Below are 16,901 nucleotides of genomic sequence, written 5' to 3' on the forward strand. Positions count from 1 at the left end.
GCGCCGCCCATCCCTCAACCGCAAGGCGCCCGGCGTCGATCGCCCGGGCGCCTCGCCGTCGTCACGTCGCCGTGCAGCTCAGGGTCGGCGCACCTCCGCTCGCGGGTGTGCCCCCGAAGCCGAAGGAGGCCGAACCGCCGGCGGCGATCGCCCCGTTGTGGGCGGCGTTGACCGCCGTCACGGTCGCCCCGCTCTGGGTGTACGAGGCGTTCCACATGTTGGTGACCTTCTGGGACCCGCTCCAGGTCCAGGTCACCTTCCAGGACTTGATCGCGGTGGAGCCGGTGTTGGTCACCGTCACATCGGCGTTGAAGCCGCTGCCCCAGTCGCTGCTGACGACGTACGTGGCCCGGCAGGCCGCCTTGCCGCCGCCGTCACCGCCGCCGGTGCCGCCTCCGCCGTTGTCACCGCCCCCGGTGCTCGGGAAGCCCGGAGCCTTCACGGTCGCCAGGTAGCCGTCCTTGACCGTGTCCACCGTCTGCCAGTCGTCCTTCAGGATCCCGCCGGTGTCACCGGAGTTGGGGTTCCAGGACCAGAACGTCCAGTGGAAGGAGTCGCCGCCGTACGTCGAGGTCGGCCGCAGGTAACTGACCAGCGCCGACAGCCACTTCTGGTCCACCGTGGACTGGAGCGTGGTGCCGAACTCGCCGACCCACACGGGGGCGATGTTCTGCTTGAAGATGTAGCCCCAGTACTTGTCCCAGACGCCCGGCATGTTGCTGGGGAAGGACGGGTCGCTGAACCAGGTCTGCTGGGCGACGCTGGTGGCGTAGTCGTGGGCCGAGTACACGACCCGGTTGGCCACGTCGAGCCGCACCGGGTACTGGCCGACGCCCATCAGGTTGCCGCCCCACCAGCCGGAGACGCCGTTGAAGGTCTGGATGCCCTCGACGAAGATCAGCAGATCGGGGTTGACGGAGAGAACCGCGTTGCCGGCCCGCTCGGCGGCCAGCCGCCAGTCGGTCGCCTGGTCCCCGCAGCCCCAGCAGGCCGGGTCGTGGGGCTCGTTGTGCAGGTCGATGCCGATGACCGTGGCGTTGCCCTTGTAACGGGACGCCATCGACTTGAGGTTGGCGATCCACGTCGACTCGGGGACGGAGGCGGTGTACCAGAGGGCCGACTGGCCGCCCGAGTCCGGCCGGTGGCGGTCGAGGATGACCTTCAGGCCGTCCTGACCGGCGTAGGCGACGAGCTTGTCGATGACCTGGAGGGAGTTCAGCCCCTGCAGGTCGGCGTTCTTGCCGGCGGAGAAGTCGATGCTGGAGGGCACCGCGCCGGACTTGAAGATGTCGTCGCTGTAGGGCAGCCGGATGGTGTTGTAGCCCAGCGACTTCATCTGGTCGATCATGCTCTTGTAGTCGCGGGACCACAGGCCGTGGACGACCTGGTTGCTGGTCTCGAAGCCGAACCAGTTGATACCGGCGATCCGGACGGACTGCCCGGACGCGTCCAGGATCTGGCGTCCGCTGGTGTGCCAGTAGCCGGCGCCGCCCGCGGCGGGGGCCGCATGCGCGGTCGCCGGCAGGCCGAGTCCCAGGCCCAGCGGTAAAAGGAGCGCTGCCGCGGCAGCGCACAGCGCTCTTCGCAAGGTGCGGAACATGGTGCTGCTTCCTCCCGAGGGGGCCGCGGGACCGGAACGAGTGGGAGCGCTCCCACACACCCGCGCCTCCCAGTGGAAGGCAGGCGGTGACCGCCCGTCAAGAGCGCCGACGCAACAAACGCCCCAGCCCCCACACCGCGGCCACCACGACGGCCACCGCGGCGACGGTGCCCACGCCGAAGCGTCCGCCCCCGTCGGGACCTGCCCCGGTGGAACTCGAACCCCCCTGTTTGGAAGGCGACTTGGCGGACCCGTCGGCCTCCGGCGCGTCGCGCACCTGCACCGGGCTGCTGGAACCCTCGCTGCCGTACAGCAGCTTGGTGCCGTCCACGCTGTAGGTGACGGACTCCCCCTGCCTCTGGAGCGGGACGTCGAGCTGGCCCGCGCGCTTGATCCTGCCGCCGTTCCAGTCGTAGTGGATGCCGCCGAAGTAGCCGCGCACGGCGAGGTGCGTGCCGTCCGGGGAGAGGGCGGCGTCGGTGGCCCACAGGTCGACGGGGGCGATCGGCTTGAAGACGTTCGTGCCGGTGGGGGACAGTTCGGCCGGGCCCTCGTAGAGGTGACCGCCGTCCTCCTTCTTGTCGATGATGTAGACGCGGCCGGTCTTCGGGTGCACGACCATCGACTCGGCGTTGCGCGGGCCGTCCGAGTACTTCACGACGTACTGCGTGGCCCGGATCGTCTGGTCCTTGAGCTCCTTCGGCTCGGGCAGCCGGTAGATCCACACGTAGGGCCAGGTGCCGTCGAGGTTGTCCCCGATGTCGCCGAGGTAGATCTGGTTGCCGGGCCCGATGGAGATGGCCTCCGCGTCGCGGGGCTTGCCGATACCGCTGAGGGTGACGGTGGCGACGGTCTCGCCGGTCCTGCCGTCCACGGCGTAGATCTGCGGGCCGTAGCCGCTGTCGTTGTGCGTCCAGTAGACGCCGGGGTGCAGGTGCGAGGCCGCGAGGCCGCTGGACTCCTTGATCCGCGGGTCCTTAATCGTGAACCCGTCGTCGCCGTCGGCGGCGAGGGCGGCGGGCGCGGCGAGCGCACCCACGAGAAGGGCCCCGGCGAGCAGGGCGAACGGTCGGCGCATCCCCCAAGCGTGCCATCCCGCACGTGTGTTCACACGGCGCGGTGGGCCCCACGTCGCGCCGCTCCGGTCCGTCGTTCATGATGAGCGGATGCTCAGGTTCATGCCCGTCGGTGACTCCATGACGATCGGCAGCGCGGGCGAGCACACCTGGCGCTACCGGCTGTGGCAGCACCTGCGCGGGACGTACGGGGGCCCGTTCACGCTCGTCGGCCCGCGCGAGACGCTCTACGACAAGTCGGCGGACGCGCCGGACTCCCTCGCCTACGCCGATCCGGACTTCCCCCGCGCCCATCTGGCCGGCTGGGGCGAGGGCTGGGGGCACATGGTCCCGCTCATCGGCGACGCGGTGCGCGAGTGCCGCGCGGACGTGCTGCTGGTCTCGCTCGGCCTGATCGACCTGGGCTTCTACACGAACGCCGATCAGACGGCGGTCAACGTGGAGGCCTTCGTGCGGAGGGCGCGCGCCGCCAACGCGCGCGTCCGCGCGGTCCTGCTCCCGGTGATCCCGAACATCCGCGCCGCGGCCGACCCGCCCTTCGCCGCGCAGATGGACCGCTTCAACGAGCTGCTGGCCAAGGCGGTGGCCGACCTCGACGAGCCTCGCTCCCCGCTGCTCCTGGCGCCCAGGCCGTCGACGTACGACATCCACTCGGACACCTACGACGGCACCCACCCGAACCGGAGCGGCGAGCACAAGATCGCGAGCGCGTTCGCGGGGGCGCTGCACCGGGGGTGGGGGTGGGGCGGGCAGTACGAGGGCTGAGCCGCCCCGGGCTCCTCCTCCTGTCTCCTGGCATATGCACTGCCGCCTGTGTCCTGGCCGCCGACCGTATCGTTGTACTGCGCGGCTGTACTCGTCCGTGGGGCAGCCGGGGAGGAGCGCCATGATGACCGTCCTGGAGGACAGGATCGAGATGGCCGACGCCAACACCAAGCGTCTTGACGAGTGGTTCGAGCGTCTTGAGCGCATGCCCGTCCCCGAAGGATTCAGGGTCGAGATCGTCGGGGGCAACGTACACATGACGCCGCAACGCGACACCCATTGGGAGATCATCCGGCGGATCGTACGAGCGATCGAGGACAGGTTCGGGATGGACGTCAAGGTGTTCTCCGACGTTCGGATCGACTTTCCCGGCCGCGAGAACGGCTTCTGCCCGGACGTCACCAAGCTCAGTGACTCGGCGCAGAAGGACAGCGAAGGTCGATGGCGTCACGAAGACGTCGAGTTCGTCGCCGAGGTCGTCTCCGAAGGCACCGCGGCCAACGACTACGGCCCCAAGAAAGCCGCGTACGCGATCGCCGAGGTCCCGGTCTACGTCATCGTGGACCCCTACCAGGGCCGATGCCGCGTATACACGCAGCCCAAGGGGGACGACTACGCGATCGACACGAAGGTCGAGTTCGGATCCGACGTGGACCTCACCGACACCCCCGTAGGTCTCACCCTCCGGACCGACGAGTTCCCCCGCGACTGAGCACCGGCGTCGCCCCCGTCCACACCCCCTCTTGCGTCGAGCGCACTCCAAGACGTTGGCTTGTGGACCATGAAGTACACACAGCTCGGACGCACAGGACTCAAGGTCAGCCGACTGGTGCTCGGCACGATGAACTTCGGTCCGCAGACCGACGAGGCGGACAGCCACGCGATCATGGACGCGGCGCTGGACGCGGGAATCAACTTCTTCGACACCGCCAACGTCTACGGCTGGGGCGAGGACAAGGGCCGCACCGAGTCGATCATCGGCAACTGGTTCGCCAAGGGCGGGGACCGGCGCGACAAGGTCGTCCTGGCCACCAAGGTCTACGGGAACATGTCGCCGGACAACTCCAACGTCTGGCCCAACCACGACAAGCTCTCCGCCGTGAACATCCGGCGGGCCGTGGACGCCAGCCTCAAGCGGCTGCGGACCGACCACATCGACGTCTACCAGTTCCACCACATCGACCGGAACACCCCGTTCGAGGAGATCTGGCAGGCCGTCGACGTACTGATCCAGCAGGGCAAGATCCTCTACGTCGGCTCCTCCAACTTCCCCGGCTACAAGATCGCCCAGGCCAACGAGATCGCCGCGCGGCGCTCCGGCACCATCGGGCTGGTCAGCGAGCAGTGCCTGTACAACCTCGCCGAGCGGCGCGCCGAGATGGAGGTGATCCCGGCCGCGCGGGACTACGGCCTCGGCGTCATCCCCTGGTCGCCGCTGAACGGCGGGCTGCTGGGCGGTGTGCTCAGGAAGCAGGTCGAGGGCGGCCGGCGTGCCTCCGGCAGGTCCGTCGACGCGCTCGCCGACACTGCCATGCGCGACCGGATCCAGGCGTACGAGGACCTGCTCGACAAGCACGGTCTGGAGCCCGGCGAGGTCGCGCTGGCCTGGCTGCTCACCCGGCCCGGCGTGACCGGCCCGATCGTCGGCCCGCGCACCGCCGAGCAGCTCGCGTCGGCGCTGCGGGCGGTCGAGCTGGAGCTGAGCGAGGAACTGCTGACCGGGCTCGACGAGATCTTCCCGGGTCCGGGTCCGTCGCCGGAGGCCTTCGCCTGGTGAGGCGCCCGGCGGGCGCCTGCCGCGCCGGGCGGGCGGCCGTACCGGGCCCGGCGTCGGCCCTGTCCGCCCCGGCGGCCGCACCGGCCCTGGCGGCCGTGCTCCGCGTCACCTGCCGAGCGCGGCCGCCAGGGCGACGACGGCGAACATCAGCACAAGCGCACCGGCCATGATCCGGTTCCGGGTTTTCGGGTCCACGTACCCGAGACTAACCGGCCGCCCGCAGTGGCCAGCGGCCGACCGGTTCGTAGCGGGGCTGTTCCCCCGGCACCCCGGACACCGGCAGCAGGCTGCGGACGAGGACCAGCTCCCGCACGGTCCAGGCGCTGCTCGTGAAGTCGCGCAGCGCCTGGACGTACGGGCGTGCGTCCAGGCCGTCCCGGCTGCGCGCCACGGTCAGATGGGCCTTGTAGGGGCGGTGCTCCCCCATCGGCACGCCGGCCTTCCGCGCCGCGGCGTCCGCGCGCCCGGCCAGCAGCCGCAGGGCCGCCAGGTCGCCCTCCACCCCGGTCCACAGCGCCTTGCCCCGCCCGAACTGTCCTCCGCCGCGCAGCGCGAGCGAGAAGGTCCCGGTCCGGTGCGCGGCCTTCTCCAGGCGGGCCGACAGCGCGGCTACGACCTCCTCGTCGACCTCGCCGTAGAAGGCGAGCGTGAAGTGCCAGCCGGGCCGCTGCGTCCACCGCAGCCGGTCCGCACCGGGCAGCTTCCGCAACTCCGCGACCTCGTCCGCGAGCTCCCGGAGCACCTCCCGCGGCGGCAGCACGGCGGCGAAGAGTCTCATGCGACCAGTGTCCGCCACACAACCGGCCGCGACCTGGTCACCGTGCGTATCGTCGTACCGCGCTGCTGCATGCGACCAGGCAGCAGCGGCTACGCGCCAAGTACCCGCGCCAGCGCGTGAAGTCCGACGTCCGCATCGACTACCCCGGACACCTCAACGGCTTCGCGTCCGACGTCGTCGCCCTCGCCGAGGACGCCCGGAAGGACGAGATGGGTCACTGGCGTTCCGGGGACGTCGAGCTGGTCGCCGAGGTGATCTCCCAGGGCACGGCCAGGAACGACTACGGCCCGAAGAAGGACGCCTTCGCGGCAGCCGGAGTGCCGGTGTACCTGATCGTGGACCCGTACACCGGCACATGGCACCTGCACACGCTGCCGAAGGACGGCGAGTACCGGGGTGTCCTCAGCCTCGACTTCGGTGACGAGATCGACCTGAAGGACACCCCGGTCGGCCTCGTCCTCAAGACCGACGAGTTCCCTCGCGACTGACCCGTTCCCGCCGGACCGGACGCCCCGGGCTACGCCACCGCCGCCAGTTCCTTGCCCTGTTCGCGGGGGACCAGGTTGACCTGGGGGTGGCCGCGGTGCCAGGCGATGGAGAGGCGCAGTCCGCCGACGCGGGTCAGGACCAGGCCGACGGTGGCGGCCGCGGCGAGGGAGACGGCACCGCCCACGGCGAAGCCGACGCGGGCGCCGTAGGCGTCGGTGATCCAGCCGACGAGCGGCGCGCCCAGCGGCGTACCGCCCATGAACACCATCATGAACAGGGCCATCACCCGGCCGCGCATGGCCGGATCGGTGCCCATCTGCACCGCGGTGTTCGCCGTGACGTTGACCGTCAGGCCGAATATCCCGATGGGCGCCATCAGCAGCGCGAACAGCCAGTACGACGGGGCCGTCGCGGCGACGATCTCCAGCGCGCCGAAGGCCGCGGCGGCCGCGATGAGCACGCGCAGCCGGGCGGTGCCGCGGCGGGCCGCGAGCAGGGCGCCGACCAGGGAGCCGACCGCCATCACGGTGTTGAAGAGACTGTAGGCGCCGGCTCCGGCGTGGAAGACGTCGTCGGCGTAGGCCGACAGCCACACCGGGAAGTTGAAGCCGAAGGTGCCGATGAAGCCGACCAGGACGATCGGCCAGATCAGCTCGGGACGGCCGGCGACATAGCGCAGGCCCTCGCGGAGCTGGCCCTTGCCGCGCGGGGTGCGCTCGACGACGTGCAGCTCGCGGGAGCGCATCAGCAGCAGGCCGGCGATGGGCGCCACGAAGGACAGGCCGTTGGCGAGGAACGCCCAGCCGGTGCCCACGCCGGTGATCATCAGGCCCGCGACGGCGGGACCGATCAGCCGCGCGGACTGGAAGTTCGCGGAGTTCAGGCTGACCGCGTTCTGGAGCTGCTCCGGGCCGACCATCTCCGAGACGAAGGACTGGCGGGCCGGGTTGTCCAGGACCGTGGCCAGGCCGACCGCGAACGCGGCGACGTAGACGTGCCACACCTGGACCTGGCCGGTCAGGGTGAGCGCGGCGAGCGCGAGGCCGGTGACGGCCATGGCCGACTGGGTGACGAGCAGGGTGGGCCGCTTGGGCAGGCGGTCGACGAGGACGCCGCCGTAGAGGCCGAACAGCAGCATCGGCAGGAACTGCAGGGCCGTCGTGATGCCGACGGCGGCCGAGGAGCCGGTGAGGCTCAGGACCAGCCAGTCCTGCGCGATGCGCTGCATCCAGGTGCCGGTGTTGGAGACGACCTGGCCGAGGAAGAACAGGCGGTAGTTCCTGACCCTCAGCGAGCTGAACATCGAGGACTTGCGGGATGTGTCGGGGGCGGTGCGGGAGTCGTGGGTGGTCGGTGCGGGGGCGGAGTCTGCTCCGGATCCCGTACTCAAAAGGGTTCGCCTCCTTGGCCGGCTGCTCACTCGCCGAGCGGTACGTGTTCTACAGGTGCGCGAGCTTCTCCAGTACGGGGGCGGCGGCGCTCAGTCTGGCCCACTCGTCCTCGTCCAGACCCTCGACCAGGCCGGCCAGGAAGGCGTTCCGCCTGCGGCGGCTCTCCTCCAGCATCGTTTCGGCCTGGGCGGTCCTCGTGACCACCTTCTGACGCCGGTCCTCGGGGTGGGGCTCCAGGCTGACCAGCCCCTTGGCTTCGAGCAGCGCCACGATGCGGGTCATCGACGGCGGCTGCACGTGCTCCTTGCGGGCGAGCTCGCCCGGCGTGGCGCTTCCGCAGTTGGACAGGGTGCCCAGCACCGACATCTCGGTGGGGCTCAGCGACTCGTCGACCCGCTGGTGCTTGAGCCGACGGGACAACCGCATCACGGCGGAGCGCAGGGAGTTCACGGCGGCAGCGTCGTCGCCATGGGTGAGGTCCGGCATGTTCTTTAGCGTAACTCATTACTCTCGCTAAATACCACCGGGAACACGCCCTGGGCCCGTGACTCACGCCACTGAAGAACTCGTCACTCTTTCGGGTGATCCCAGTACGGAACATGACGCCTTGCGCGTATGGGTCCCGCGACCCTCGTGTCCATGGGGACCAGCGTGCTCAGCCTGCGCATGGACCACGAGCTGCTCGAACGGCTCAGGTGCCATGCCGCGAAAAGAGGAATGAGCGTCCAGGACTATGTCGTCAGGACGCTCATTCGGGATGACTTCGACGAACGGTTCCAGGCCGCCGTCGAGGAGACGGAGAGGTTCTACGGGGTCACCTGACCCGGGGATCAGGTCAGGCCGAGGGCCGGCATCAGGTAGTAGAAGGCGAAGACCGCCGCCACCACGTACATCGCCACCGGCACCTGCTTGCCGCGGCCCGCCGCCAGGCGCAGCACCACGAAGGTGATGAAGCCCATGCCGATGCCGTTGGTGATCGAGTAGGTGAACGGCATCATCAGCATCGTCACGAAGGCCGGGACGGCGATCGTGTAGTCCGCCCAGTCGATCTCCTTGACCGAACCGGACAGGATCAGGAAGCCCACCGCGAGCAGTGCCGGGGTGGCCGCCTGGGACGGCACCATGGTGGCGATCGGCGTCAGGAACAGGGCCACGGCGAACAGGGCGCCGGTGATGACGTTGGCGAAGCCGGTCCTCGCGCCCTCGCCGACGCCCGCCGTCGACTCCACGAAGCAGGTGGTGGCGGAGGAGGAGCTGGCGCCACCGGCGGCGACCGCGATGCCGTCGACGAAGAGGACCTTGTTGATGCCGGGCATCTGCCCCTGGGCGTCGGTCAGCTTCGCCTCGTCGCTGATGCCCATGATCGTGCCCATGGCGTCGAAGAAGGTCGACAGCAGCACGGTGAAGACGAACAGGACGCCGGTGAGCACACCGACCTTCCCGAACCCGCCGAACAGGCTGACCTTGCCCAGCAGGCCGAAGTCGGGGGTGGCCACGGGGCTGCCCGGCCACTTCGGGGTGGTCAGACCCCAGGACGGCACCTTGGCGACGGAGTCGATCACGAGCGCCAGGACGGTCATCGCGATGATCGAGATCAGGATCGCGCCGGGCACCTTGCGCAGGATCAGCGCCAGCGTGAGCAGCGCGCCCAGGATGAAGACGAGAACCGGCCAGCCGTTGAGGTGACCGTCGGCGCCGAGCTGGAGCGGGACGGTGGTGTGGGCGGCGTCCGGGATGCGGGAGACGAAGCCGGAGTCGACGAGCCCGATCAGCATGATGAACAGGCCGATACCGATGGCGATGCCCTTGCGCAGGCCGAGCGGCACGGCGTTCATCACGCGCTCGCGCAGGCCGGTGGCGACCAGCAGCATCACCACGAAACCGGCCAGGACCACCATGCCCATGGCGTCCGGCCACGACATGCGCGGCGCGAGCTGGAGCGCGACGACCGTGTTGACACCGAGGCCGGCGGCGAGCGCGATCGGCACGTTGCCGATGACACCCATGAGCAGCGTGGTGAAGGCGGCGGTCACGACGGTGGCGGTGACGAGCTGGCCGTTGTCGAGCTGGTGCCCGTACATGTCCTTCGCGCTGCCGAGGATGATCGGGTTCAGCACGATGATGTAGGCCATCGCGAAGAAGGTGGCGAAACCGCCGCGGATCTCCCGGGAGAGCGTGCTGCCCCGTTCGGAGATCTTGAAGTAGCGGTCGAGGGCGCCGTACGGGGGCGTTCCCGGCTGCTCGGGGGCGGAAGCCTTGGCGGTGGCCGAGGTGGACATGCGGGTGACCTCAAGGGTGCGGATGGGCAGGGGTTCCGGGCCGGACCGAGGAGCAGAACGGACGAACAACAGGTTCCCCCAGGTCCCTGTCGCGACTCTGTTGTGCGTTCCTACGAAGAGAAGTGGCCAGACTCGGACCGTTTCAGTATGAACATATGAAGCACAAAAGACCATCTCCGCGCGTAGACAGCGGCTCTGCCAGGGGCGGGACGCTTCTCGCCCACGCCCCGTAAGCTGATCCCCATGGCGAAGTGGACCCCCAAGCACGAGGCGCCGGAGCCCCTGGAGGGCCCCGTGGTCGCCACCATCACCGGCGGCACGATCGTGTGGTTCGTCCTCTTCCTGGTCCAGCTCCCCTTCTACGGCTGGTTCCACGACCACGGCCACACCTGGTGGGTGTGGACCTGCCTGGCCGGCGGCGGCCTGGGCCTGATCGGCATCTGGTACGTCCGCAAGCGGGACGCGGCCATCAAGCGGGCGGCGGCGGAGCGGGCGGGACTGCCGCACCAGTCGACGTCCGCGGAATAGGGGCCACCCTCAGCGGACGACGTCGGTGTCGCAACCGGTGTCGTCGAGCTCGGCCGCGAACGGGGCTCCCTCCCAGTCGCCGGCGACGGTGACGGCACGGGCTCCGCACAGACCGGCGATCCGAAGGCGCTCGGCCGCGTCCGCCGCGTCGAGCATCCCGCTGAGGTAGCCGGCGGCGAACGCGTCCCCGGCGCCCACCGGGTCGACCACGGCGACCGGCCGGGGCCGCTGCCGGTGGACGACGCCGTCGACGCACGCCACGCTTCCGGCGGAGCCGAGCTTGATCACGACCTGGTCGGGACCGAGAGCGGCGATGGCCCGCGCCTGCCGTTCGGGGTCCTTCTCACCGGTGAACAGCAGGGCTTCCTCGGTGGTGGCGAAGAAGATGCCGGCCTTGCCGAGCAGATGGCTCAGCACCGGGCGGGCCCGGTCCTCGTCCCACAGCCGGGAGCGGAAGTTGGCGTCGAAGGAGACGGTGACGCCGTGCTCCTCGGCGAGGCCGACGGCCCTGCGCACCGCGTCGGACGCGGACGCGCTCAGGGCCGGTGTGATGCCGGTGACGTGCAGGATCCTCGCGCCCGCGATCAGGTCCTCGTCGAGGTCGGCGGGCGCGAGGCGGGAACCGGCGCTGTTGCTCCGGTAGTAGGCGACCTGCACCCGGCCCGAGGCCTGACGGGTCTTGAGCATCAGGCCGGTCGGCGCGGGATCGCGCACGATCGAGGTCGAGACGGCCTCGGCGCGCAGCTCCCGGGCGATGAGCGCGCCGACCTCGTCCGTGCCCAGCCGGCCGATCCAGTGCGCGGCGCGGCCGCACCGGGCCAGCCCGATGGCCACGTTGCTCTCGGCGCCGCCGAAGCCGAGCCGCAGGGTGGGCTGCCGGATCAGCGGCAGGTCCGCCGACTGGGTGAGCAGCCCGATGGACTCGCCGAGGGTGACGACTTCCGGACCCATCGCGCTCACACCGCTTCCTCGATCGACGCGAACAGGGTGGCCGCGCGCCGGGCGATCACCGACACGTCGCCGTCGCGCAGCGCGCTGCCGGTGAGCGCGCCGCCCAGGCTGACCGCGACCGCCCCGGCGGCCACGTACGAGCCGGCGGTCTCCACGGTGATCCCTCCCGACGGAACGAAGGGGATGCCGGGGAACGGTTCGCGCAGGCTGCGCAGATGGCCGGGGCCGCCGGTGGCGGCGGGGAAGATCTTGACGGCGTCCGCGCCGAGGGCGTGGGCCCGCATGACCTCCGACGGCGACCAGGCGCCGACGATGCTCGGCACGCCGTGTCCCGAGGCGATCCGGGGGAGTTCGTCGACCAGGCCGGGCGACACGGCGAACGCGGCTCCGGCGTCGATCGCGGCGCGGGTGAGGGTCTCGTCGGTGAGGGTGCCGGCGCCGATCACCGCGTCGGCCGAGAACTGCCGGACGGTCCGTGCGAGGACGGCCGGGAAGTCCGGTGTGGTGGCGGTCAGTTCGATCGCTCGGACGCCGGCGCGTATGAGCGCGGCCACGGTGGTGGTCAGATGCTCGGTCGTCGCGGGCCGCAGCACGGCCACGACACGGGTCTCGGTCAGGGCCGGGGGCAGGGGCAGGGGGGCCGCCGATCGGGCCACGGAGCAGCTCCTTCTCACAACGGGGTGGTGGGGGCGGGTCCTGGTCGCCATCGACGAGGCAGGCTCAGGTCACGCCGTGGGTCGAGGGTGGTCAGCTGAACCTGGTGGCGCTCCGGCCGCGCCGCGCGAGCGGGCTCCGGCCGGGTCCGGCACCGGGGGCGGCCGTGGTCATCCGCGGCCTCCCCACTGCTGCGAGACGGCGCGGGCCGCCGCTGTCACGAGGGGCGCCACTTGCGGGATCCGCTCGGCCGGCAGGCGTTCCCCGGGCGCCGACACGCTGATCGCGTGGGTCGCGGCCCCGGTGGCGTCGAAGACCGGGGCGGCGACGCAGCGCACCCCTGCCTCGTTCTCGACGTCGTCGATCGCCCAGCCGCGGGCCCGGGTCCTCGCGAGCTCGGCGCGCAGCGCGTCCCCGTCGGTGATGGTGTTCGCGGTGCGCGGGGCCAGGCCGGCCGCGATCACCGCGTCGACGACGGCGGCGCCGGCGTGGGCCAGCATGGCCTTGCCGACGCTGGTGCAGTACGCCGGCTGGGTGCTGCCGACCCGCGACGCCATCCGCACGGGAAGCGGGCTGTCGACCTTGTCGACGTAGACCACGTGCGGGAAGTCCGCCGTGACCAGGTGGACGGTCTCGTTCGTCGACTCCGACAGGTCCTTCAGCACGTCGCGGGCGTCGCGGTGCGGGTCGTTCCCGGCCAGGTACACCTGCCCGAGCTGGGCGTTGCGCCAGCCGAGCCGGTACGCGCCGCTCGGCAGGACCTGGACGAACCGGGCGTCGACGAGCGGCTGCAGCAGGCGCAGCACCGTGGACTTGCTCAGGCCCTGCTGTGCGGCCAGCTCGGTGAGCGTGCGGCCGCGGCCCTCGACGTCGTCGCCGAGCGCGATGAGGATCCCGAGCGCCCGGCGCAGCGAGGCCGAGTTGTTGCGTGCGCCGGGGGTGGGGGCGAGCGGATCGGTCAAGACGAGCCTCCTCGTCGCGTCGGCGTGCCGGGACTCGCGCCGAGCGTGCCGAGCATCATAGGGCACACTCCGTGCAGTGCACAGCACTGTTCTGCACTGCGCAACACCGCAGGCCATGCCGCACAGACGCCGCATCCCGCCCGTACGACCGCCGGACGAGCCCCTCTCCTCCCCAGGTCGGATCTTCCGCCTCCCCGACGAGTGAAGCCGCACAACCGCACGTACCGTCGAATGCATGACGCACATCGACGCGGGCGCGGAACTCGACCCCGTGCACCCCGTGCCCGTGAAGGCGGTCCGGTCGACCGGACTCACCTCCGCCGAGGTCGCGGAGCGCATCGCCCGCGGCGAGATCAACGACGTGCCGGTGCGCAGCAGCCGCTCCCTGCCCGACATCGTCCGCGCCAACGTCTTCACCCGGTTCAACGCGATCATCGGCGTCCTGTGGCTGATCACCCTGTTCGTCGCCCCGATCCAGGACAGCCTGTTCGGCTTCGTGATCATCGCCAACACCGGCATCGGCATCATCCAGGAGTGGCGGGCGAAGAAGACCCTCGACTCGCTCGCGGTCATAGGCGAGGCCCGCCCCACGGTGCGCCGCGACGACACCGCGGTCGAGATCGCCACCTCCGAGATCGTGCTCGGCGACCTCATCGAGATCGGTCCCGGCGACAAGGTCGTCGTCGACGGGACCTGCGCCGAGGCCGACGGTCTGGAGATCGACGAGTCGCTGCTCACCGGTGAGGCGGACCCCGTCGTCAAACGGCCCGGCGACCATGTGATGTCCGGCAGCTTCGTCGTCGCCGGCGGCGGCGCCTTCCAGGCGACCAGGGTCGGCCGCGGCGCCTACGCCGCCCAGCTCGCCGAGGAGGCCTCCCGCTTCACGCTCGTCCACTCCGAGCTGCGCACCGGCATCTCCACCATCCTCAAGTACGTGACCTGGATGATGGTCCCGACCGCGATCGGCCTGGTCATCAGCCAGCTCGTGGTGAAGAACAACGACCTGAGGGAGTCCGTCGCCCGCACCATCGGCGGCATCGTCCCCATGGTCCCCGAGGGACTGGTCCTGCTCACCTCCGTCGCCTTCGCCATCGGCGTGATCCGGCTGGGCCGCAAGCAGTGCCTCGTGCAGGAGCTGCCCGCCATCGAGGGCCTCGCCCGCGTCGACACCGTCTGCCTGGACAAGACCGGCACCCTCACCGAGGGCGGCATGGACGTCACCGAGCTGAGGTCGCTGGACGGCTACGACGAGTCGTACGTGCGCAAGGTCCTCGGCGCGCTCGGCGAGTCCGACCCGCGCCCCAACGCCTCCCTCCAGGCGATCATCGCCGCCTGCCCGGACAGCGAGGAGTGGCGCTGCGTGGAGTCGCTGCCCTTCTCCTCCGCGCGCAAGTACAGCGGCGCCAGCTTCAGCGAGGGCGACGGCGAGTCCAGTACGTGGCTGCTGGGCGCCCCGGACGTGCTGCTGCCCGCCGAGGCCCCCGCGCTCGCCGAGACCGGACGGCTGAACGAGCAGGGCCTGCGCGTGCTGCTGCTCGCCCGCGCCGCCCGCGACCTGGACGACCCGGAGGTGGCCCGGACCGTGCGGCCGGCCGCGCTCGTCGTGCTGGAGCAGCGGCTGCGGCCCGACGCCGCCGAGACCCTCCGCTACTTCGCCGAGCAGGACGTCCGCGCCAAGGTCATCTCCGGTGACAACGCGGTGTCCGTGGGCGCGGTCGCCGCGAAGGTCGGCCTCGACGGGAGCGCCGTCGACGCCCGCGCCCTGCCCGCCGGGCGGGAGGAGATGGCCGCGGTGGTGGCCGGGGGCACGGTGTTCGGGCGGGTCACCCCGCAGCAGAAGCGGGACATGGTCGGCGCCCTCCAGTCGCGCGGGCACACGGTCGCGATGACCGGCGACGGGGTGAACGACGTACTGGCGCTGAAGGACGCGGACATCGGCGTGGCGATGGGCTCGGGCTCGGAGGCCACCCGGGCGGTCGCGCAGATCGTGCTGCTGAACAACAGCTTCGCCGTCCTGCCGTCCGTGGTCGCGGAGGGGCGCCGGGTGATCGGGAACATCACCCGGGTCGCGACCCTGTTCCTGGTGAAGACGGTCTACTCGGTGCTGCTGGCGGTGCTGGTGGTCTGCGCGCAGGTGGAGTACCCGTTCCTGCCCCGGCATCTGACCCTGCTGTCCACGCTCACCATCGGCGTGCCGGCCTTCTTCCTGGCCCTCGCCCCGAACACGGAACGGGCCCGGCCCCACTTCGTACGGCGGGTCATGCGCTACGCGGTGCCGGGCGGGGCGGTGGCCGCCGTGGCGACCTTCGTGACGTATCTGGTCGCCCGCGCCCACTACACGGGGCCGGGCGCCCTGGACGCGGAGACCAGCGCGGCCACGCTGACGCTGTTCCTGGTCTCGATGTGGGTCCTGGCGATCGTCGCCCGCCCGTACACCTGGTGGCGGATCGCGCTGGTGGCCTCGATGGGCGTGGCGTTCCTCGTCGTCCTGGCGGTGCCCGCGTTCCAGGACTTCTTCGCGCTGAGGCTGGAGGGGACGACGATGCCGTGGCTCGCGGTGGGCATCGCGGTGGTGGCGGCGGCCGTCCTGGAGTTCCTGTGGAAATGGACGGGCCGCCGCTTTTCCGTCTAGTGCGGTGACCGGGAAGCCGGGTGGGTTACTTCTTCACGCGGACCAGGTCACCCGCGGCGTTGACCGCCGGAGTGGTGGAGTTGCCCGCGAAGACGAAGCGGTAGTAGCCGTCGACGGTGGCCTTCGTGGTCGTCTTGAGGGCGCCCGTGGAGCTCGTCTTGACGGTCTTCAGCGTCTTGTAGGTGGTGGTGCCCTTCTTGCGGAACTGGAGCTTCACCGCCTGGCCCTTGTACGCCGAGTACTTGCCGCTCTCCCAGTTGGCACGGGTCAGCTTCCCGGTGACGGTGACGGTCTTGCCCTTCTTCACCGGCTTGGGCTTGGCGCTCGTGGTCAGCTTGGAGTTGCGCTGCACCAGCGTGGTGCCGAGGCCGCCCTTCTCGGCGAAACCGACCTGGCTCAGGTCGAAGTCGCGCGACATGGGGTCCTGGCCGTTGAGCGCGAAGGCACCGGCGCCCGCCCGCCAGGTACCGGCGTCGGAGTTGTCCAGGTCGCCGTCCGCCGGGTAGATGTCGATCTTGCTCTTGCAGTTGGCCGTGGTCTCCGAGGTGAGGGAGCAAGTGGCCGGGTCCTCGCCGAAGAGAACGTTCTGCGGCCTGTCGAAGGAGCCCTTGTAGAGGAGGGGTTCGGTGAAGAAGTCCTCGGCGGTCACGTCCACGTCGGCGCCGAACTTCATGGTGTAAGTGACCGTCGTGGACACACGGTTGGTGGTGCCGACCTTGAGCGCCTTGGCGACCTTGAGGTTGGAGAAGGTGACGTCCAGGTCGTACGGCAGCTCGTCGTCGCCGGCGACGCTGGCCCTGATCCCGGCCTTGGCGGTGGACGGCGCGTGGACGGCCTGGAAGACCTTCGCGGCGTCCGCGCGGTGGGTGGAGGGAGCGGCGGCGTGCGCGGCGGGCACGGCGAGGGCGGAGAGGGCCAGGGCGCCGGTCACGGCGGCCACGGTGGCTCGTATACGCATGCGTTCCCCAGGTGGAGAAAGGGGCCGGCGCCGGTCGTTCCTCACGGTCCGTCTTCGGCGC

At 70.7% G+C, this 16,901-nt stretch carries 16 protein-coding genes and 1 pseudogene; 7 read left to right on the forward strand and 10 right to left on the reverse strand.

The genetic code is table 11. The features are described 5' to 3' along the window. Positions 1-61: 61 nt before the first annotated feature. On the reverse strand, positions 62-1,600 hold the full coding sequence (locus ACIP4X_RS05265) for a cellulase family glycosylhydrolase (RefSeq protein ID WP_358730934.1): 1,539 nt from the start codon (positions 1,598-1,600) through the stop codon (positions 62-64). A 97-nt stretch (positions 1,601-1,697) separates the two neighbouring features. After that, entirely contained in the window at positions 1,698-2,678 is a 981-nt protein-coding gene (locus ACIP4X_RS05270) for a WD40 repeat domain-containing protein (RefSeq protein ID WP_358730933.1), read from the reverse strand. A gap of 88 nt (positions 2,679-2,766) precedes the next feature. Between ACIP4X_RS05270 and ACIP4X_RS05275 the strand changes: the two genes are divergently transcribed. The 3 genes from ACIP4X_RS05275 to ACIP4X_RS05285 all read left to right on the forward strand — a co-directional run bounded on the left by ACIP4X_RS05275 (position 2,767) and on the right by ACIP4X_RS05285 (position 5,218). Next, positions 2,767-3,441 (forward strand): GDSL-type esterase/lipase family protein, encoded by a 675-nt coding sequence (locus ACIP4X_RS05275; protein ID WP_358730932.1) that lies wholly within the window; start codon positions 2,767-2,769, stop codon positions 3,439-3,441. Positions 3,442-3,565: 124 nt separating this feature from the next. After that, positions 3,566-4,153 (forward strand): Uma2 family endonuclease, encoded by a 588-nt coding sequence (locus ACIP4X_RS05280; protein WP_358731015.1) that lies wholly within the window; start codon positions 3,566-3,568, stop codon positions 4,151-4,153. A 69-nt stretch (positions 4,154-4,222) separates the two neighbouring features. Beyond that, positions 4,223-5,218, forward strand: coding sequence for an aldo/keto reductase (locus tag ACIP4X_RS05285; protein WP_358730930.1), 996 nt, complete (start codon positions 4,223-4,225; stop codon positions 5,216-5,218). Between the two features lie 205 nt (positions 5,219-5,423). Here the strand turns inward: ACIP4X_RS05285 and thpR are convergent, their stop codons facing one another. Then, positions 5,424-5,996: an RNA 2',3'-cyclic phosphodiesterase gene (gene thpR / locus ACIP4X_RS05290; RefSeq protein ID WP_358730929.1), complete on the reverse strand. Its 573-nt coding sequence runs from the start codon at positions 5,994-5,996 to the stop codon at positions 5,424-5,426. A gap of 50 nt (positions 5,997-6,046) precedes the next feature. Between thpR and ACIP4X_RS05295 the strand changes: the two are divergent. Beyond that, positions 6,047-6,484 (forward strand): annotated as a pseudogene (locus ACIP4X_RS05295) (Uma2 family endonuclease); the annotation flags it as partial. Between the two features lie 29 nt (positions 6,485-6,513). Here the strand turns inward: ACIP4X_RS05295 and ACIP4X_RS05300 are convergent. Further along, complete coding sequence (locus ACIP4X_RS05300) at positions 6,514-7,875, reverse strand: MFS transporter (RefSeq protein ID WP_358730927.1); 1,362 nt, start codon at positions 7,873-7,875, stop codon at positions 6,514-6,516. A 49-nt stretch (positions 7,876-7,924) separates the two neighbouring features. After that, positions 7,925-8,362, reverse strand: coding sequence for a MarR family transcriptional regulator (locus ACIP4X_RS05305; protein WP_358730925.1), 438 nt, complete (start codon positions 8,360-8,362; stop codon positions 7,925-7,927). A 153-nt stretch (positions 8,363-8,515) separates the two neighbouring features. Between ACIP4X_RS05305 and ACIP4X_RS05310 the strand changes: the two genes are divergently transcribed. Next, positions 8,516-8,698, forward strand: a complete 183-nt coding sequence (locus ACIP4X_RS05310; RefSeq protein WP_141360185.1) for a ribbon-helix-helix protein, CopG family — start codon at positions 8,516-8,518, stop codon at positions 8,696-8,698. An 8-nt stretch (positions 8,699-8,706) separates the two neighbouring features. On the opposite strand, the gene ACIP4X_RS05315 is transcribed toward ACIP4X_RS05310, so the two are convergent. After that, on the reverse strand, positions 8,707-10,155 hold the full coding sequence (locus tag ACIP4X_RS05315; protein ID WP_358730923.1) for an NCS2 family permease: 1,449 nt from the start codon (positions 10,153-10,155) through the stop codon (positions 8,707-8,709). Between the two features lie 243 nt (positions 10,156-10,398). On the opposite strand from ACIP4X_RS05315, the gene ACIP4X_RS05320 reads away from it, so the two are divergent. After that, positions 10,399-10,683 (forward strand): DUF2530 domain-containing protein, encoded by a 285-nt coding sequence (locus ACIP4X_RS05320; RefSeq protein ID WP_358730921.1) that lies wholly within the window; start codon positions 10,399-10,401, stop codon positions 10,681-10,683. Positions 10,684-10,692: 9 nt separating this feature from the next. Here ACIP4X_RS05320 and ACIP4X_RS05325 read toward each other — a convergent pair whose 3' ends face one another. The 3 genes from ACIP4X_RS05325 to ACIP4X_RS05335 all read right to left on the reverse strand — a co-directional run bounded on the left by ACIP4X_RS05325 (position 10,693) and on the right by ACIP4X_RS05335 (position 13,250). Beyond that, the gene (locus tag ACIP4X_RS05325; protein ID WP_401346894.1) at positions 10,693-11,634 is read right to left on the reverse strand and encodes a sugar kinase; all 942 of its coding nucleotides are present in this window, start codon (positions 11,632-11,634) and stop codon (positions 10,693-10,695) included. Positions 11,635-11,639: 5 nt separating this feature from the next. Next, the gene (locus ACIP4X_RS05330; RefSeq protein WP_391454240.1) at positions 11,640-12,290 is read right to left on the reverse strand and encodes a bifunctional 4-hydroxy-2-oxoglutarate aldolase/2-dehydro-3-deoxy-phosphogluconate aldolase; all 651 of its coding nucleotides are present in this window, start codon (positions 12,288-12,290) and stop codon (positions 11,640-11,642) included. Positions 12,291-12,458: 168 nt separating this feature from the next. Then, a complete protein-coding gene (locus ACIP4X_RS05335; RefSeq protein WP_391454242.1) occupies positions 12,459-13,250 on the reverse strand; it encodes an IclR family transcriptional regulator C-terminal domain-containing protein in 792 nt (263 codons plus the stop codon). A gap of 235 nt (positions 13,251-13,485) precedes the next feature. On the opposite strand from ACIP4X_RS05335, the gene ACIP4X_RS05340 reads away from it, so the two are divergent. Further along, positions 13,486-15,882, forward strand: coding sequence for an HAD-IC family P-type ATPase (locus ACIP4X_RS05340; RefSeq protein WP_391454244.1), 2,397 nt, complete (start codon positions 13,486-13,488; stop codon positions 15,880-15,882). Positions 15,883-15,907: 25 nt separating this feature from the next. Here the strand turns inward: ACIP4X_RS05340 and ACIP4X_RS05345 are convergent, their stop codons facing one another. After that, the gene (locus tag ACIP4X_RS05345) at positions 15,908-16,840 is read right to left on the reverse strand and encodes a hypothetical protein (RefSeq protein WP_358730913.1); all 933 of its coding nucleotides are present in this window, start codon (positions 16,838-16,840) and stop codon (positions 15,908-15,910) included. Positions 16,841-16,901: the final 61 nt, after the last annotated feature.

Source organism: Streptomyces sp. NPDC088817 (genome assembly GCF_044750345.1).
Lineage (GTDB): Bacteria > Actinomycetota > Actinomycetes > Streptomycetales > Streptomycetaceae > Streptomyces.

Bases quoted from the DNA above. Each gene is read 5' to 3' on its own strand.
- ACIP4X_RS05265 (WP_358730934.1), bottom strand. From the start codon at position 1,600: ATGTTCCGCACCTTGCGAAGAGCGCTGTGCGCTGCCGCGGCAGCGCTC.
- ACIP4X_RS05270 (WP_358730933.1), bottom strand. From the start codon at position 2,678: ATGCGCCGACCGTTCGCCCTGCTCGCCGGGGCCCTTCTCGTGGGTGCG.
- ACIP4X_RS05275 (WP_358730932.1), top strand. From the start codon at position 2,767: ATGCTCAGGTTCATGCCCGTCGGTGACTCCATGACGATCGGCAGCGCG.
- ACIP4X_RS05280 (WP_358731015.1), top strand. From the start codon at position 3,566: ATGACCGTCCTGGAGGACAGGATCGAGATGGCCGACGCCAACACCAAG.
- ACIP4X_RS05285 (WP_358730930.1), top strand. From the start codon at position 4,223: ATGAAGTACACACAGCTCGGACGCACAGGACTCAAGGTCAGCCGACTG.
- thpR (WP_358730929.1), bottom strand. From the start codon at position 5,996: ATGAGACTCTTCGCCGCCGTGCTGCCGCCGCGGGAGGTGCTCCGGGAG.
- ACIP4X_RS05305 (WP_358730925.1), bottom strand. From the start codon at position 8,362: ATGCCGGACCTCACCCATGGCGACGACGCTGCCGCCGTGAACTCCCTG.
- ACIP4X_RS05310 (WP_141360185.1), top strand. From the start codon at position 8,516: ATGGGGACCAGCGTGCTCAGCCTGCGCATGGACCACGAGCTGCTCGAA.
- ACIP4X_RS05315 (WP_358730923.1), bottom strand. From the start codon at position 10,155: ATGTCCACCTCGGCCACCGCCAAGGCTTCCGCCCCCGAGCAGCCGGGA.
- ACIP4X_RS05320 (WP_358730921.1), top strand. From the start codon at position 10,399: ATGGCGAAGTGGACCCCCAAGCACGAGGCGCCGGAGCCCCTGGAGGGC.
- ACIP4X_RS05325 (WP_401346894.1), bottom strand. From the start codon at position 11,634: ATGGGTCCGGAAGTCGTCACCCTCGGCGAGTCCATCGGGCTGCTCACC.
- ACIP4X_RS05340 (WP_391454244.1), top strand. From the start codon at position 13,486: ATGACGCACATCGACGCGGGCGCGGAACTCGACCCCGTGCACCCCGTG.
- ACIP4X_RS05345 (WP_358730913.1), bottom strand. From the start codon at position 16,840: ATGCGTATACGAGCCACCGTGGCCGCCGTGACCGGCGCCCTGGCCCTC.